The organism is Sutcliffiella cohnii, assembly GCF_002250055.1.
GTDB classification, from domain to species: Bacteria; Bacillota; Bacilli; order Bacillales; family Bacillaceae_I; genus Sutcliffiella; species Sutcliffiella cohnii.
Map to the genome: position 1 here is coordinate 1,718,035 of NZ_CP018866.1, position 16,567 is coordinate 1,734,601.

20 protein-coding genes and 1 other annotated feature are annotated in these 16,567 nt (G+C 34.9%); of the genes, 14 read left to right on the forward strand and 6 right to left on the reverse strand.

From position 1 onward, the window contains the following. Positions 1-19: 19 nt before the first annotated feature. Together BC6307_RS08390 and BC6307_RS08395 are read left to right on the forward strand one after the other, a co-directional pair. Positions 20-439, forward strand: a complete 420-nt coding sequence (locus BC6307_RS08390) for a DoxX family protein (protein ID WP_066411913.1) — start codon at positions 20-22, stop codon at positions 437-439. A 127-nt stretch (positions 440-566) separates the two neighbouring features. Continuing rightward, on the forward strand, positions 567-1,055 hold the full coding sequence (locus BC6307_RS08395; RefSeq protein WP_066411909.1) for a hypothetical protein: 489 nt from the start codon (positions 567-569) through the stop codon (positions 1,053-1,055). 54 nt (positions 1,056-1,109) lie between these two features. Here the strand turns inward: BC6307_RS08395 and BC6307_RS08400 are convergent, their stop codons facing one another. Both BC6307_RS08400 and BC6307_RS08405 read right to left on the reverse strand, forming a co-directional pair. Then, positions 1,110-2,003 carry a cupin domain-containing protein gene (locus BC6307_RS08400; protein ID WP_066411906.1) on the reverse strand — a complete coding sequence of 298 codons (894 nt, stop codon included), beginning with the start codon at positions 2,001-2,003 and terminating at the stop codon, positions 1,110-1,112. Between the two features lie 196 nt (positions 2,004-2,199). Continuing rightward, positions 2,200-3,141, reverse strand: coding sequence for a DMT family transporter (locus BC6307_RS08405; protein ID WP_066411901.1), 942 nt, complete (start codon positions 3,139-3,141; stop codon positions 2,200-2,202). A gap of 192 nt (positions 3,142-3,333) precedes the next feature. Here BC6307_RS08405 and BC6307_RS08410 point away from each other — a divergent pair, with 192 nt between their 5' ends. The 8 genes from BC6307_RS08410 (at position 3,334) to BC6307_RS08445 (ending at position 9,974) form a co-directional block, all read left to right on the forward strand. Further along, a complete protein-coding gene (locus BC6307_RS08410) occupies positions 3,334-3,813 on the forward strand; it encodes an Lrp/AsnC family transcriptional regulator (RefSeq protein ID WP_066411898.1) in 480 nt (159 codons plus the stop codon). Between the two features lie 43 nt (positions 3,814-3,856). After that, positions 3,857-4,714: a hypothetical protein gene (locus BC6307_RS08415; RefSeq protein WP_066411894.1), complete on the forward strand. Its 858-nt coding sequence runs from the start codon at positions 3,857-3,859 to the stop codon at positions 4,712-4,714. 34 nt (positions 4,715-4,748) lie between these two features. Beyond that, positions 4,749-5,768: a serine hydrolase domain-containing protein gene (locus BC6307_RS08420; protein WP_066411891.1), complete on the forward strand. Its 1,020-nt coding sequence runs from the start codon at positions 4,749-4,751 to the stop codon at positions 5,766-5,768. Positions 5,769-5,874: 106 nt separating this feature from the next. Continuing rightward, a complete protein-coding gene (gene modA, locus BC6307_RS08425) occupies positions 5,875-6,669 on the forward strand; it encodes a molybdate ABC transporter substrate-binding protein (protein ID WP_066411889.1) in 795 nt (264 codons plus the stop codon). Further along, entirely contained in the window at positions 6,669-7,322 is a 654-nt protein-coding gene (gene modB, locus BC6307_RS08430; RefSeq protein WP_066411887.1) for a molybdate ABC transporter permease subunit, read from the forward strand. Before modA ends, modB begins: the two co-directional genes overlap by 1 nt. Before the next feature lie 26 nt (positions 7,323-7,348). Continuing rightward, positions 7,349-7,954 carry a MarR family winged helix-turn-helix transcriptional regulator gene (locus BC6307_RS08435; protein WP_084380167.1) on the forward strand — a complete coding sequence of 202 codons (606 nt, stop codon included), beginning with the start codon at positions 7,349-7,351 and terminating at the stop codon, positions 7,952-7,954. 8 nt (positions 7,955-7,962) lie between these two features. Then, positions 7,963-8,177, forward strand: a binding site (T-box leader). Between the two features lie 54 nt (positions 8,178-8,231). Beyond that, the gene (gene tyrS / locus BC6307_RS08440; protein ID WP_066411879.1) at positions 8,232-9,476 is read left to right on the forward strand and encodes a tyrosine--tRNA ligase; all 1,245 of its coding nucleotides are present in this window, start codon (positions 8,232-8,234) and stop codon (positions 9,474-9,476) included. A gap of 123 nt (positions 9,477-9,599) precedes the next feature. Next, positions 9,600-9,974, forward strand: coding sequence for a hypothetical protein (locus BC6307_RS08445; protein WP_066411875.1), 375 nt, complete (start codon positions 9,600-9,602; stop codon positions 9,972-9,974). Positions 9,975-10,302: 328 nt separating this feature from the next. Here the strand turns inward: BC6307_RS08445 and BC6307_RS08455 are convergent, their stop codons facing one another. Continuing rightward, a complete protein-coding gene (locus BC6307_RS08455; protein WP_066411870.1) occupies positions 10,303-10,731 on the reverse strand; it encodes an RDD family protein in 429 nt (142 codons plus the stop codon). A gap of 166 nt (positions 10,732-10,897) precedes the next feature. Here BC6307_RS08455 and BC6307_RS08460 point away from each other — a divergent pair, with 166 nt between their 5' ends. The 4 genes from BC6307_RS08460 (at position 10,898) to BC6307_RS08475 (ending at position 13,878) form a co-directional block, all read left to right on the forward strand. Next, positions 10,898-11,224 (forward strand): hypothetical protein, encoded by a 327-nt coding sequence (locus BC6307_RS08460; RefSeq protein WP_244905128.1) that lies wholly within the window; start codon positions 10,898-10,900, stop codon positions 11,222-11,224. A 57-nt stretch (positions 11,225-11,281) separates the two neighbouring features. Further along, positions 11,282-11,674 carry a VOC family protein gene (locus tag BC6307_RS08465; RefSeq protein WP_066411866.1) on the forward strand — a complete coding sequence of 131 codons (393 nt, stop codon included), beginning with the start codon at positions 11,282-11,284 and terminating at the stop codon, positions 11,672-11,674. Positions 11,675-11,858: 184 nt separating this feature from the next. Continuing rightward, positions 11,859-12,692, forward strand: coding sequence for an alpha/beta fold hydrolase (locus BC6307_RS08470; RefSeq protein WP_235858045.1), 834 nt, complete (start codon positions 11,859-11,861; stop codon positions 12,690-12,692). A gap of 616 nt (positions 12,693-13,308) precedes the next feature. Next, positions 13,309-13,878, forward strand: a complete 570-nt coding sequence (locus BC6307_RS08475; protein ID WP_066411864.1) for a dihydrofolate reductase family protein — start codon at positions 13,309-13,311, stop codon at positions 13,876-13,878. Positions 13,879-14,174: 296 nt separating this feature from the next. On the opposite strand, the gene BC6307_RS08480 is transcribed toward BC6307_RS08475, so the two are convergent. Genes BC6307_RS08480 through BC6307_RS08490 form a run of 3 tightly spaced genes read right to left on the reverse strand, consistent with a single transcriptional unit; the run spans position 14,175 to position 16,486 of the window. Continuing rightward, complete coding sequence (locus BC6307_RS08480) at positions 14,175-15,503, reverse strand: FtsW/RodA/SpoVE family cell cycle protein (protein WP_066411862.1); 1,329 nt, start codon at positions 15,501-15,503, stop codon at positions 14,175-14,177. Beyond that, the gene (locus BC6307_RS08485; protein ID WP_066411861.1) at positions 15,500-15,934 is read right to left on the reverse strand and encodes a PadR family transcriptional regulator; all 435 of its coding nucleotides are present in this window, start codon (positions 15,932-15,934) and stop codon (positions 15,500-15,502) included. The genes BC6307_RS08480 and BC6307_RS08485 overlap by 4 nt, the downstream gene beginning before the upstream one ends. Before the next feature lie 3 nt (positions 15,935-15,937). Continuing rightward, entirely contained in the window at positions 15,938-16,486 is a 549-nt protein-coding gene (locus tag BC6307_RS08490) for a sigma-70 family RNA polymerase sigma factor (RefSeq protein ID WP_066411955.1), read from the reverse strand. Positions 16,487-16,567 lie beyond the last annotated feature (81 nt).

Below are 16,567 nucleotides of genomic sequence, written 5' to 3' on the forward strand. Positions count from 1 at the left end.
TCACGGAGGTATAGTTACAATGTTTAAACATGAAGTAGGAGCACTTATTTTACGTATTACGCTTGGAGTATTATTTTTCTTACATGGATTAGATAAATTCCAAGGAGGAATTGAAAATACAGTTGGTTGGTTTGATAGCATCGGAATACCAGGTTTTATGGCATATGTTGTTGCAATTATTGAATTAGTCGGTGGACTTGCCTTAATTATCGGTTTTGGTACAAAAATTATTTCTGCACTTATCGCATTAGTCATGATTGGAGCAATGATAAAAGTAAAATTTGCAGTTGGTATTTTCGGTAATGGACAAATGGCTGGGTATGAGCTAGATTTAGCATTTCTAGCAATGGCTGTCTATCTGTTGATTAATGGAAGCAAGCTATTTTCTGTGCATCACTTCATTTTTTCAAAAGAAGAAGATGTTAAAATTAGTAAATAGAACGAGATAATATTTAACGAAAAGCAGGGGCTAATCTAGATGATTAGCTCTTTTTTATTCAATTAATTAATTTTTTCCATCTAATTGGATATGTTAATAAAGTACAATTTAATTAGGGGGGAGTTTATTGATTAGTAAAAGACACCTGTTTTTCAACATGATCATCGTTATATTTCCTTGGCTAACTTTGTTATTTATCGGGAAAAGCAACTTTAAACGGTATTCTGTTGCAGGAGTTTTCATTATCGTTTTTGAGATTTTTAACCACTTGTATGGAAATAAGAAAAAGTGGTGGAAGTTTTATGATAAGAAAGATTCATTTCTAAAAGATGAGCTCCCATTTAGTATTGGGCCCTATGCGCCTTTTTCCATGTGGCTGCTAAAATACTCGTACGGAAGTTTTAAAAAGTTTTTGCTACTTAACGTTCTGGCGGACGGAATATTTGCCTTCATTATGATGGATATCATGAAGAAATTTAAAATCATTCGATTAAATCGCTTAAGTAGAATTCAGTTCTTCTTTTACATACATTACAAGGCGTATTTATTATATGGAGTACAGTACTTGTATGAGAAATGGAGAAGTAGAGGGAGAAGGATTGAAAGTTTGGTGTAATAAACAAGGATGAGAAAAAAGTCGCTTAGACATTTCTCATCCTTTTTCTAATTATTAATGATGCATTTCCTCGGCAAGCATTGCTTCTGCTTTCGTTTTATGAACAGTCCCGAATGGATGTTGAGGTGGTGCGTAAATTGAATATAACTTCAACGGTTTATTACCGGTATTTGTTAGGTTGTGATACTTGCCGGCAGGGATGACGATGGCAAAGTCGTCTTTCACTTTACGTTCAAACGTTAAACGGTCTTTTTGATCGCCCATTTGTACGATTCCTTCTCCATCCTCAATTCGTAAAAACTGATCAAGATGCGGATGAATTTCTAAGCCGATATCTTCCCCAACAGGAATACTCATTAGTGTGATTTGTAGATGTTCTCCAGTCCATAGAGCAGTTCGGAATGTGTTGTTCTGTTTCGTAGCTTCTTCGATGTCAATAACGAATGGACCTGGTCCGTAGTCACGAATGGTCACTCGTTTTTCTTCTCTAACATCAAATCTGGCTGCAACCTCTTGCTCCTTCGCAAGGGCAGACTGAAATACTTCTAGTACCTGTTGTTGATTGGTCAAAGAGCAGCATCTTTTATATTCAGAAAAACATTCCGCTTCGATTTCAAAAGCTCTTTGAACGCCGTTTTCGAAGTTATCATATGGTATATGCTCCACTTCCAACGTAGATTGACTTCCTGTTAATTCCGCATAAAGGTGCGAAAAGGTTGTGACAAGATCTTGCTTTTCCTCAAGCGAACGTAGCAAATTTTGTTGCTCTTGGACAGTTGGTGCTTCACAAGCTAAGCGATAATACAGATTATAGGCGGATGCTTCTCTTTTAACGGCTGTGAGGATAGCAGCTAAAATTTCTTGCTCTTCCTCATTACTTCTAAAACTATTTTCCTCATTTTCATTGTTAAAATACGGGTGTGGACGTGGACTTGCGTAATAAGACATTTCCTCATTCCCCTCTATTTTTATCAACACTAATATATGCCTATATATGGAAAGTGTTCAAGGTAATTAAGCTTTCTTTCTCCATCCTCTAAAAACACTCCATGCAATAATAAGTATAATAAGGGTGATGACGATATAGAAGTAAACGCTTGTAAAAATATTCATCATGTGAAAAGGTTAAAATTCTCACTCTTCATCAAGAAGCGTGAGAACGGCTTGTTTGTTCGTTTTGTAGTTTCGGTTCTATTACTATTTTTGCTGGGATTTGTTTCGCTTTAAAGTACGTAAATAAAAAACTTCCTAATATAACAATACCGCTGCCTATTCCTTGAACAATCGTTATTTCTTCTCCAAGTAGGAAAAAAGCTAACATGGCAGTGAAGATAGGGTTAAAGTTTAAAAATAATCCGGATGTTGTTGCACCAATCTTCTGTACACCGATGTTCCAAAGTACCATACAAACGACGGTGGAAATGACTCCTGTATAAAGAATTGCTCCGATAAAAGAAGGATTAATATTCGTAACAGTAAGCCCGGTAGTATTAAACGGAACTAAAACAATTAACCCGAACACTCCAGAGTAAAGAATTGCCATCATCGGAGAAGTAGTAGCAGATGCCCATTTGTTACATACAGAATAAATTCCCCAAATGCCAACAGCTGCTAACATCCATACGTCACCACTGTTGAATTGAAGGGAGAGCAAGTATTCGAGATTTCCTTTCGACATAACAAGTAGGACACCTAATAGAGAAATTACCATAGATCCAATTTGTAATGGATTGATTTTCTCATTTAAAAAGATAAAGGAGAATAATGCAATCGAAACGATATTCAATGTAGATAGGAGTCCAATATTCGATGCTGTTGAGTTTTCTAGTCCGATAAAAAGAAAAATATTAAATAAGGCTGCCCCAGTGATTCCCATTAAAAATAAAGGAAGAATAGCTTTACGCGAGGGTAAGATTTTTTTCTCTTTCCACCATACGATAGGGAAAAGGACGATAACGGCAATTGCCCAACGTAAAACAGTTAATGTCATAGCGGATGCGTGATCTACTAGCCCTTTACTTACGATGAAGTTTCCTGCCCAAAGAAAGCTTGTTAAAAGTAGTAAACCATAATATTTCGATGCCATGGATATATCCCTCTCGTTCTATAAATGCTGATGGAATAATTTTAACATTATAAATAGAATGGCAGAATATTTTATTATATAATGAAAGAAAAACGAAACTTTTTAAAGTAAACATTGATAATAATTAGTTTTATTCGCATTGTGGTGACCGTTTCTTCGCATGTACAGAATAATTGAAAGGAGTTTTTTATTATGGAATCGTACGTAAGTAAAGTTTTAGATGAAATTGACTTAAAAATATTAGATATTTTACAAAAGGAAGCGGGGCTTAATAATTCCGAAATTGCAAAACAAGTGAATTTATCACCACCAGCAACACATGCTCGCATTAAAAGATTAGAGGTGGAAGGCTACATCGAAAAACGTGTCTCGATTTTAAATCAAGAAAAGCTCGGGTTTGATTTGTTAACATTTATATTTATTAGCACAAATATTCACCAAGCGGAAATGCTGGAAAGATTAGAAAGAGAGCTAGAATTGTTACCAGAAGTGATGGAAGTACATCTATTAACAGGCGAGCATGATTATTTTTTAAAAGTGTTGTGTAAAGATCGAAAACAACTAGAACAGTTTATTAGAAAATTAAACAAGCTCGGAATTACAAGAATTCAAACAAGCTTATCATTAAGAGAAATAAAATATTCCACCGTATTACCAATTGGAAGGGAATGACTAGTGTGATATAGAAATAGTAAGAAAAAGGGAGTGACTGTCATTGGATAACATTACAATTGTAAATCTAGTTCCTAAGTTTCTAGATTTTTATGAAAAAGCGAGTGTAAACGGAGTTGGAGAACAAGAACGATGGGAATTGTGGAAAGAGCATTATCATTTCGCGGCAGTCCCACCTGGTGAAAAAGGTTTAAAAGTTGCAAGGGAATTATTAAACAATGCATGGGAAAAGTACGGTGAGCATATTTCTAACATAGAAAAGGTAAAGCTAGATCAGGAGGAATTGCAACAATTTTTATCAAAAGTAAAAACTTTGTTAGGATATAAAAACTCTATAGAGTTAACACTCGTTTATTTTGTAGGTGGATTCGAAAACAATGCGTTTGTTGCACCTACTAATAGTGGTGGAATCGCTCTATGCCTACCAGTGGAGGGTGGTCCCTCTCTCATTACGCTTGCACATGAACTAACCCATGTTGTTCACGCTAAAACTTCAACCTTTAACGGTCAGTGGGAGCGGACAATTGCTGCGACCATTTTACAAGAAGGGTTAGCTACACATATAAGTAAATATATAGTACCGGGGCATCGAAACGAAGATTATATAGTAATGCAGGAAGGTTGGCTTCACTCATGCGAAGGAAAAAGAGAAGAAATATTCAGTGGAATATACCCTTACTTAGAAGACTCCAGTTCTGAAACAGTCTACAAGTTCACGATGGGAAATGGTACGACTAATATTGAAAGGGAAGCGTATTTCGTTGGATGGGAAATAGTAGGTCGTCTATTAGCGGAAGGAAAAACATTTCAGGAGATTGCTAGTGTTAAAGAAAGCGATATGGCTAAATACATACGTCAAGTATTATTGGATTATAATTACATCGATACATCTAACAATTGATTTTATGAAGAAAAACAAGGAGGTTTCTGCATAAATGATAGATCAAGCTTTTATAAACGAGCTAACGTCAACTGCCACCACTAAGAAAAATATATATGGAGCATTATTATGTGTGGAAAAGGGGGACGATTCCTTTTCCTACGTAAGTGCAGCAGGGAACATATTAGCACATACTCCTTACTATATTGCTAGTGTTACAAAACTATATGTTACTGCTGTTTTACTTAAATTAAAAGAAGAAGGCCGAGTTGATCTTGAACATAAAATCTCTAATTATCTCCCTTCTGACACACTACTAAAACTCCACTACTTCAAAGGTCATGATTACTCCAACGAAATTACAATCAAACATTTAATGTCCAATACGTCAGGAATTCCAGACTATTTCACTGCAGAAGCGATTAAAGATTTAATTGGAGGAAGAGATAGTGCTTGGGGGTATGAAAAGGTAGTAGCGAGTGCGAAACAGGAAAAGCCTAAGTTCTCTCCTGGGGTAAGAGCCCAATATTCTGATACAAACTATCAACTTCTCGGTAAAATTATTGAAACAATTACGGAAAAAGATATCCATTCCGTTTTTAAAGAATATATTTTTAATGAACTAGAATTAAAAGAAACGTATCTTTATGAGGATGAAACTGATTCAAAACCAGCACCATTCTATTATAAGGATAAGAAACTCCATTTACCGAAATATATGTCTTCCATCGGACCAGAAGGCGGTATTGTTTCGACGGTGAAGGAATCGATGATATTTTTGCGAGCATTTATGAATGGACGCCTTTTTCCGAAACAATATTTACATGAGTTGAAAGACTGGAAGCTTCTTTTTGGCCCAGGGTTGTTTTATTATGGAGTAGGAATTGCGAGTCAGCCTGTTTCTCTTTTTGAATTTAAAACAGGAATGATTGGCCATTGGGGACAAACTGGTGCCTTCGCATTTTATCACCCTAAAACGGACCTATATTTCACAGGAACAGTAAATCAATTTTATGGTCACAGTGTTGCTGCTAAGATGATGATAAAAATGATAAAAGCTTGTAAAAAAGTGTAAAAGGTTAGTGGAAGCGAAGAAAATCGACTGCCTTTAATCGAAACGAATGCTCCTGATAAAATTGTCATGAACTTGCCTCCTTCTAGTTAAGGAGGTTATTAGTTTTGTGAAAAAATCATGGTATAATAAGGACAAATCAGCTTATGGAAGGTTTACGAAAATGAGAATATTTACAATGATACTTACTTTATTTTTAATAACTGGATGTATGAATGACACGGCAGAAGATAAAACGATTTATGTTGCAGCAGCATCAGATCTTTATCATGCTTTAACGGAAATGGGTGAAGAATTTGCGGCAGAAACAAGTATTAACATTGAATTTACTTTCGGATCAACAGGACTATTAACTCAACAAATAAAAGAAGGTGCACCTTTCGATTTATTTGCCGCTGCTCATGAAATGTATATTGAAGAGCTATTAAATAGTGACTCGGTTTTAGCAGACTCCAAAGAATACTATGCAATAGGCAGAATTGTTTTAATGGGTAGTGATGAAGAAGGTAGTTTGAAAGAAAAACTACTAAGTTCCAATATAAGGACGATTACAATTGCAAATCCTGAACATGCGCCATATGGGAAGGCTGCAAAAGAAGCATTACAAAGTTTAGGGATTTGGGAAGAGGTTGAACATAAAATTGTTTATGCCGAAAACATTAGACAAGCCTATCAATATGTGGAATCAGGCAATGCAGATGTCGGAATCGTTGCGTTAGCATTAGTAACTGGAACTCAATATCCTTACGAAGTGATTGATGAAGAGTATCATCAACCTATACTACAAGCGTTAGGTATTCCTTCACAAACTGAGAAGGAAGAAATGAGTAAACAGTTCGTACAATTTATTGTAGGACCTAGAGGGCAAGCGATATTAAAAGAATATGGGTTTGATATACCGTAATGGACTCCATTCTAACACCTTTATTTTTAACTTTTAAAATAGCAACGATTGCAACGTTCATCGCATTTGTTTTCGGAGTTCTTTTCTCGTGGTGGTTTGCCTTTAATAAAAATAAATTAACGAACTTTTTATCGATCCTCGTGACAATACCGCTTGTTATTCCTCCAACTGTTTTAGGATATTATTTGCTCCTTATGCTAGGCAGAGGAAGTTTTATTGGTCAATGGTACGAACGGATTTATGGACAACCAATTGTTTTTACATGGAAAGCAGCCGTAATCGCGGCAGCCATTGCGGCGTTACCTCTTCTCATTAGGCCGATTCAAGCTTCTTTTGAATCTATTAGTAAAGATACAATTGGAGCGGCGGAACTTGACGGGGCAGGGAAACTTCAATTGTTATGGTATGTTGTCATGCCACTAGCTTACAAAGGGGTATTAGCGGGACTAGTATTAGGTTTTGCAAGAGCGATGGGAGAATTCGGCGCGACATTAATGGTAGCTGGTAATATCCCTGGGAAAACGCAAACTCTTTCCATTGCGATTTATGACGCCGTCCAAGCGAATCGAATGACTGATGCTCATATGATGGTTTTTATATTAAGTGTGTCAACGATTCTCTTTTTATATTTAATTAATAGATGGTTTAAGTAGGACAGAAAAATGCATTCCTGTAAAGGATGCATTTTTATTTTTTTGTTGCATCAATACTACCTTTTTGGTATTATCGTTTCATAGCTAATGATTTTGAATATTCTTGGGGTGGTGACACTATTCATACATTTAATGAGGATGGAGAATTGCTTCCCGTAGAGAAAAGTACAATTAACAGATTGACGAATCTCCCATTAGATTCATTGAACTTAGAAGCAATAGCTGTTGTGACCAATATTTATCGTATTGCCCAAGGTTTAAGAAATAAAATGGAACGTGAAGTTTTATCGGAATATGGACTCTCTTGGACATCGTTTTCTATTTTGTATGACCTATGGGTAGAAGGTTCGTTAGAAACGAAAAAATTAGCACATTCTGCTGGGGTTTCAAAAGCAACGGTAAGTAATATAACGAATACGTTAGAACGAAAAGAGCTATGCTATCGGAAAACAGATACGAGAGATAGAAGAATTACTTACGTAGCGATTACGGACAAAGGTAAGCAAGCGATGGAAAAGCTATATCCAACCTTCCATCAAAGTGAAGTGGAGATTGTTTCGAGTCTAACTGCAAGTGAACAAAAGAATATGTCCAATCTCCTAAGGAAAGTTATTCGGGAAAATGATTTTTAATATTATATATAAAAGCAAAGACGGGAACTTAAGTAGTAGTTATCTCCCTGTTTAAGAGAGTCGGTGGTTGGTGTGAACCGATACAAAGATAACACGAATTACACTCCTAGAGCTTTCTTTATGAAGAAATTTTCATAAAGACGGACGAACCGTTATTCGAACTGAGTGGGAGGTTTTTTGCCTCCAACAAGGGTGGTACCGCGTGCAAAACCACGTCCCTTTATCTATTAGGATAGGGACGTGTTTTTTTTATTTATTTTTATAGGAGGAATGAACAATGAACGAAGTGATGAAACAATTATCAGCCGAACAGCTAAAAGAAGTAGAAAGACAAATGGCCATCTACACTCAAGGGGTGCAAGAAATAATTCCTGTTGAGGACCTGGAAGTAAAAGTAGCGAAATCGGTATTAGAAAATCGCCCTTTAAAAATAAAATTAGGATTAGATCCATCCGCACCAGATGTTCATCTTGGTCATACAGTCGTCCTAAAGAAAATGAGACAGTTTCAAGACAATGGTCATAAAATCCAATTATTAATTGGAGACTTTACAGGCAAAATTGGTGATCCGACTGGAAAGTCTGTCGCAAGAAAACCGTTAACGGATGAAGAAGTAAAGCATAATGCAAAAACATACTTTGAGCAATTCGGAAAAGTGATGGATATGGATAAAGTAGACTTGTACTACAACTCTGAATGGTTAACGAAATTAAACTTTGAAGATGTGATTGGATTAGCAGGAAAAATTACGGTTGCTCGATTGATGGAAGGAGATGACTTTGAGGAGAGAATTGCGACAGGAAAACCAATTTCACTTCATGAGTTTTTCTACCCGTTAATGCAAGGATACGATTCCGTTGTATTAGAATGTGATATTGAATTGGGAGGAACTGATCAGCATTTTAACATCTTAATGGGAAGACATTACCAAGAAAAGTTTGGAAAAGAAAAACAAGTTGCGATGCTTATGCCTTTATTAGAGGGTCTTGACGGTGTGGAGAAAATGTCGAAGTCTAAGAAAAACTACATCGGTATTGATGAAAGTCCAAATGAAATGTACGGAAAAGCGATGTCGATACCGGATGAGTTAATGGTGAAATACTTTGAATTAGTGACCGACCTTTCCCTTGAGCAACTGGAAACGATGAAACATGATCTAACGTCAGGCGATCTTCATCCTCGTGATGCAAAAATGCTGTTAGGGAAAACGATTGTTAGAATGTACCATGGGGAAGAAGCAGCAGAAAAAGCTGAGCATCATTTCGTTTCCGTCTTCCAACAAGGTGCAGTGCCTGATGAACTACCGGTAGTTGAGTGGAAAGGTAGTAAGGAAGTGTTAATAACAGACCTTTTAGTCGAACTACAAATGTTAAGCTCGAAAAGTGAAGCCCGCAGGATGATTGCTAATCGAGGAGTAAAGTTAGATGGTGAGAAGGTAGAAGATGTAGCTTTACGAGTATCGATGACAGCCGGATTAGTTGTACAAGTAGGAAAGCGTAAATTTGCAAAAATAAAAATGTAATTTTGATGAAGGTGTAACGCTAGTATTAGTTACATCTTTTTTTCTATAAAGAAGAAGGAGTTATAAAGTCTTTGTGGAATGTATGTAATGAGATTTACATATATTGTTACTTGGAGGAGTACGATGAAATATATAAAACTACTAGTATTAATTTGCGTTTTCTTTGTGGTGATGGTCGGCTGCAGTAGTAATAAAGTACAACCTGATAGTACCGAAAATGTAGCCTGGCTAATGAAGTTAGCAATCGAAAATGATGATTATGAAGCATTCGATTCTTTGTTTTCTGAAGGTAGAAAGGGAAGTGTTTCTAGAACTGATTTCAGCGAATTTACGAATCTAACAACTGCTGGTGCAAATTACAAAAAGTACGAATTAGTTACCTTTGAAAATGGTGAAATGCTGCTAGTAAGACTGACACCAGAAAATGAAGACAATAAATATGAAATAGAGGATGTTATTGTTGTACCGGAAGAGATGAAAGTACTATTTAAGGATTAATGGTGATTGTTTCCATGTTAAGGATAATTAAAATTATTTTAGCATTAGTGGTTATCACTCTAGCCATTTATGGGTCAACGACAAAAAAATATGAACTTCAACTATTTATGATATTTTTCGTGAGTATAATAGTTTTAATCTATGGAATAGAGGAATTAAATTTAGGTCGGAAAGAGCAAGGTTTGATAAATATAGGTGTTTTTTTGTTACTCTTATTGGCAGTTGTGTTCGAGAGTTTCAATTAATATGGATACAATGATGAATGGCCAAAGTTTAGGACAAAAGTAGAAACCCCATTCTAACCAATATTGTTAGAATGGGGAAAAGATTAATAGTTTTCTTCTGGGGCATTATACGTAACATATGTACCAGCGATAAAATCATGTAACGAACGCTTATCTTCACGTGCTGCAACCATAGTAACACTTACAATAAGGGCAATTCCAAAAGTTATTCCATAAATGAGCCCCGCTACAAAAGTACGAAGAAGCATGTTCCCAATTTTTACGTCTGAGCCATCCATACGCACAATTCGTATGCCGAGAGCTTTCTTCCCGATTGTATATCCAGCCCAAACAACAGGAACAACAACATAATAAGCTGCTTCAAGTAAATATAATACCCATGATTCTGAACCTAATGGAATACCTAATATTAAAGAAAGAATGAAACTGATCACAACTAAGACTAGCAATCCATCTAAAATACCGGCCCCTAGCCTAACCCAAAAACCTGCTGGATCTGAAACTTCATACATAATAAACACCTCCTATAAATATATACGCAATTAACTGAATTTTACCACATGTGACAAAAGAACTATACTAAAAAAGAAAACTATTAACATTAAAGAAAAGCTAGTTTCCACATGGACATACCTTGAAGAATGATGAATAAAGTGTAATGAAGGAATGTAGAATGGGGTGGTAATTTTGGAAGAATGGAAACAAGTATTGTTTAGACTTATAGAAGCAACTATTATGCTGGCTATTGGTCTTCTCGTTACGTTAACGATACTAAAGCCTATATATGAACATTTCGAAATTCCCTTTTTAGGTAATGTGTGGGTGAACTGGTTTGGTGTTTCTTACCTATTTTTTGTCTTTTATACAGTAATAGGTCGTTTTTTGCTTTGTAAAAATAGTGAACTTTTTAAACACCGAATTAAATCTGTCCTTTTTTGGTTGTTCTTTGTCGGAGCGACCTATGTTGTCTTTATTCCTTTTATTAAAGGAGAAAATCCATTTTAGTTATTTATAATAAGTTTGGTAAAATAGGATGACAGGAACAGAAAGTGAGGGAAGGTTTTGATTAAATATAAATGTCTACACCATGTCAGTCTTAATGTAACAGATTTAGAGAAGGCAAAAGACTTCTATAGTAAGATACTTTGTTTGAAAGAAATAAATCGACCAGACTTTGGGTTTCCCGGTGCGTGGTATGATATCGAGGGGCAGCAGCTACATTTAATTGTCGACTCTAAATCACAAACCATTCGGGAAGATAAAAGCTTATCGAGTAGGGAAGGCCATTTTGCACTGAGAGTAGAGAGCTATACTGAAACGTTAGAATGGTTAAAACAAAACAACGTGGAAGTGTTGGAAAAGCCAAATTCTAAAAGTGGTTTTGCGCAAATATTCTGTGCCGACCCTGATGGAAATTTAATTGAGTTAAATGTAGAGCAAAAAGATTTAAATTAATGTAGGAAACCGCTAAAATGCTGTACGTGCATTTTTGGCGGTTTTTACTTTTAATAGAAGCCAATAACGAAAAATCATTTATACGAAAAAAGGTAATTCGTTACCAGTGCCGAAATAAAATAACATTTAGAAAACATTTAAGATATTACAATCTATATGAATTGCCATATTAAGGGGGAATATCGTGGAAGGTAATTTTATTACACTAAATAATAATAAAGTGTACGTGACTACTATAGGAGAAGGAGAACCTATCGTCTTTCTCCATGGTGGGCCAGGAAGTGAGCATCGTTTTTTTCTTCCTTACGTTAAACCACTAGCCGCTAAATATAAATTAGTGCTATATGACCAGAGAGGATGCGGAAAGTCGGATCCTATTGCAGATAATCAATATTCAATGGAAGAAGAAGTTAGGACGTTAGAGTTACTTCGGAAGGAACTAGAGTTAGAACAAATTAATTTGTTTGGAGAATCGTGGGGAAGTATGCTGGCCTTATTATATGCAACCTCCTATCCAGAAAAGGTTAATAAAATCTTTTTAACAGCTGCAATTGGAATGTCAGCAACTGGATTTAAAGCATTTGAACAGGAATTACTGAAAAAGATGTCTTTTAAAGATAAGGCAAAACTATTTTTGTTAGATAAAAAAATGCAAAGGGGAAAAGCCACGATTGAAAATATACTAGACATTTTAGATCCCTACTATGTTTTTTCCAAAGACACACTCAGGAATAAAGTAAGATACAACATGAATAGTACAGTTAATCATGTGATCGGTGAAGATATAAAAAAACAATACTATTTAACAGAAAAGGCTCACAAATTATTAGACATCCCGATTATGGTTGCGCAAGGTAGCCATGATATTTTACCGCCAGAAAAAATTCATAGTTTGCTAGTGAAGTACATTCCGCATGCAAGATTAATGGAAATAAAGAACTGCGGACATTGGACGGTAGTGGAGAAACCAAATGAGATTAATTCTTTAGCCTTTCAGTTTTTTGCTAGGGATAAGTAAGGAGAAAATGGAAACCTTTATGAAACAAGCAGAATTGTTGGAAGAAAGTATTGAGGTACCTTTAAAATATTGAGTTAAAGTTTTCCCTATTAAATACAGTTTGAACACCTCACTCAAGAATCAACTAATAGCTAAGAGAGAGCAAAATCAAAAAAATAAAAATAGCCTAAATTTCTATAACGGGTTCGGTTTTTGAGTAGAAAAACTAAATTTGCTCACGAATTAGCAGTCCTATTCGCAACTGAATTGGACTGCTTCTTTTTGATGATAGTTCAAGGATTATATGACTTTATGGATGTTTTAGCACGCATATTTGCACCCCTTTTGATAAGGTAACAGAAATTATTGTCATCGTGCGAATTCGTATGCTAATTGCTATGTGAATTTGTGCGTTAAAAAAGCGAGTAGGAATTTGGATATATATGTTAAAATAGTATAAAGGCTTATTTAACTAACGGAGCAGTTTAGTGGAAAAGTCATGATTGATCTTTGTTCAGCAATCGGGCTATTATATGTAGAATGATAATTGTTCATATTTATCGTAAATAATGATAAAAAAAATGAACCATTTCAATGTTTTGACAAGGACATGACGAACAACTAAGGAGGAAATATAATGTCCAATGAAGGAAAGTCAAGAAAAATAATTTTAGATTTAGCAGTTACTCTAGATGGATTTATTGAAGGGAAAAATGGTGAAGTTGATTGGTGCATAATGGACCCTGAAATGGAATTTAATAATTTTCTAAATCAGATTGATACAATTTTGTATGGAAGAAAAAGTTACGATTTATGGGGACAATATACTTCCACGATTGAAGATACTAATGATGAAAAAGAAATGTGGGGATTGGTTCATAGTAAGGAGAAATATGTGTTTTCCAGAACGCAAAAAGGGTATGACAATAAAGCAATATTTGTAAGTGAACATATTCCCGAGGAAGTAAATAAATTAAAGAATAAGCCTGGTAAAGACATCTGGTTATACGGAGGGGCAAGTCTCATCACAACTTTTATCGATTTAGGCCTAGTTGATGAATTTAGATTATCTGTTCATCCTGTGGTCTTGGGAGAAGGAAAACCATTGTTTATTGATATAAAACAAAGATTGAATCTGAAATTGGTTAATACAAGAAGTTTCTCCTCTGGCGTTGTTCAACTAACCTACCATTTGAATCAAGAGTAGTATTATTAACCCCTCAACAATCGGCGCTTTTCCTACACATTAAGGAATTAAACTTTATAAGAAATGATTGTGAATATTTTCACTTAAATTAACGGGTGCTTATCTTCTATAAAGTAATACGATAAAAAAAGCTCGAAGCGTATTGGCCCCGAGCTTTTTTGCGTGCTAATTTCATTGTTAAAGTGTCTGCTAATTCAACTGCTAATTACCGTGCAAAAAGCACTGCTAATTCAAATTTTGTACTTCAAAACCGAACCTGTTAAAATTTCTATAGTCTGCTTTTTATTTTACGATTTTTATTTTATATAGGAGTAAGTTTGTATTATATCTTTTCTACGATACACACTTAAAATAAGCCCTAGTATAGCCGAATTGAATAGCAACATACTTCCTCCATAACTGATAAAAGGAAGAGAAAAACTTACTAATGGCAATAGTCCAAGGCCCATAAAAATATTCCAAATTGTTGGAACAGAAATCAAGCTCGCGCCCCCAATTACTAACAGTCTTCCAAATAGATCCTTTGTCTTAAATGCGTTTGTTGAAATTCTTCCTATAAAAAATAATAATAGAAGACAAAGGAAAATTCCAAACACCCAACCGAAAGAATAAACAAGATAAGGAAAAACAAAATCCGTAAAAATGTCAGGTAAATTTTGGATGAATGTATCATTTGTAAATCCATTTCCGAACCACCCAGCTTGACTATAAGCATTTTTTAAAACCATGTATACCCATCCATATCCACCTGGGTCCTTTTCAGGATATAAAAATGCCGAAAGTCGTTCTGAAAAAAAGTGACTACCACGTGGAGTAAAAAGTAACGGGACAAGGAGGATAATTCCCGTACCAACACTCGTAGTGATTATTTTTATTGCTAAACTTTTATGGACTTTTGAAAAACAAAACATGATGCATACACAAGAAATATACATGATTGTTAATGTGAAGTTTGGAAGCATCATATAGAAAATGATTGGTATCCAAAATAAGAAAAAGAGTAACATTTGTTTCTTCCAACTTTTAAAAGTATTTATACGATAAAGGATACCTATCCAAGCTAGAAAAAATAAAAATAATGTGCAGTGTGTCGAGTTTATTACAACTCCGGATACCTCAATATGGTTCATTGCTCCCATTTTCATAACGCCTAAAAAATATGTATATAGGAGTAAAATAAATCCAAAACAATAAAGATAGGGCCAAAAACGGAGTAGCTTTCTATAGTCCAAAAACAAAAATGCAACGAGTACAAGTATACTAAGAGATAACCAAATTGCTTGGCGTGTTACGAAATAGTTGTCTGGAATCGCTTCGTTCTCGAACGTCCATCCTGATACAGGTAGAAAGCTTATAGCAGCAATAATCCCAAATAGTAACAGAAGGACCCAGTCCAATTTTGGTCGGTGAATGCGATTTAAGTTCTCTCCCAGATTAAATGGATTACCCATTTCTTGAACTGCTTTTTCATCTGCTTCGTCTTTTGAGAAATCTCTTCTTTGGAAAGATTGACTTAACTCTTTTAAGTGGTAAGAGAGTTCTTTTTTTATTAATATATGTGCTTCCTTGGATTTTACTTTTGAGGTTACTTTATTAAGGAAGTCATCAAAATTTGATTTACTCATAATGATGCCTCCTCTAGTAAGTGTTTAAGTGAAAACTTTTGTTTGGGACTAGTTTGTTTGTAAGAAGCTAAACATTTTTGACCTTTTGAAGTTAATGAATAATATTTTTTTTCTCCTTTCCATTCAGAGGTTATAAATCCTTTTTTCTCAATTAAATGTAAAAGGGAATAAAGCTGTCCTTCATTGTTTTGAAAGGTAAGATCGTTGTGTTGGATAAGTTGAATAGAAAGGTCATAGCCTAACTTTCCTTCGTACTGTAATAATTCAAATAGTAAATATAAAGTTTCTTCCTTCCAAGAATGGAGGTGATTGGGTGATTGTTTTGCTCTTATAGCTTCTTTTACAGCAACTTTTCTTTCGTTAGAAAAGGAAAAATCTTTAAAGACAGTTTTTTTCATTGAATTCTTTAAGTTAGAGAATAGGTTATCCATTTTTTATACCTCCTCTTCAATTTTACTTTTTACTAACTCTTTTGCCCGTTTAAGTCTCGTTTTTAACGTATTTACATTCACACCTGTAACGTTACTAATCTCTGATAAGGTTAATTCCTCAAAGTAGTGGAGAAAAATTACCTCTCTAAACTTAATTGGTAAAGTCATCACTGCATTAACTAAGCTTGTTTCCTCATCCTTTTGAATGACTGCATCTTCTACTTGCTTTTCTTTTGATGGAATAAAATCAAGAATTTTTTCGTTTAAAGTAATTTTTCTATAGTACCAGCTTCTTAAATAATCTTTACAGTGGTTACTTGCAATACGAAAAGCCCACGTTTTAATGGAGGATTGTTGTTTAAATGTATGTAATTTTTCGTAGCATTTAATAAGTACTTCTTGTGTTAAATCTTCCGCAACCGTGTGATTTTTAACGTATGTATAAACAAAATGTAAAATGTCGTCACTATAATCATTTATTAATTGATTGATAATATCTCCCTTGTTAGCTAAGCTTTCGATTGTTAGCGGCATTTGCCTTAATTCACTCATGTGCATTTTCACCTCTTCCTCCATTTTAGACGAAGCTAGCAGGTTAGTGGTTTGGAAATATGGAAGAAAAATAAAATTTGT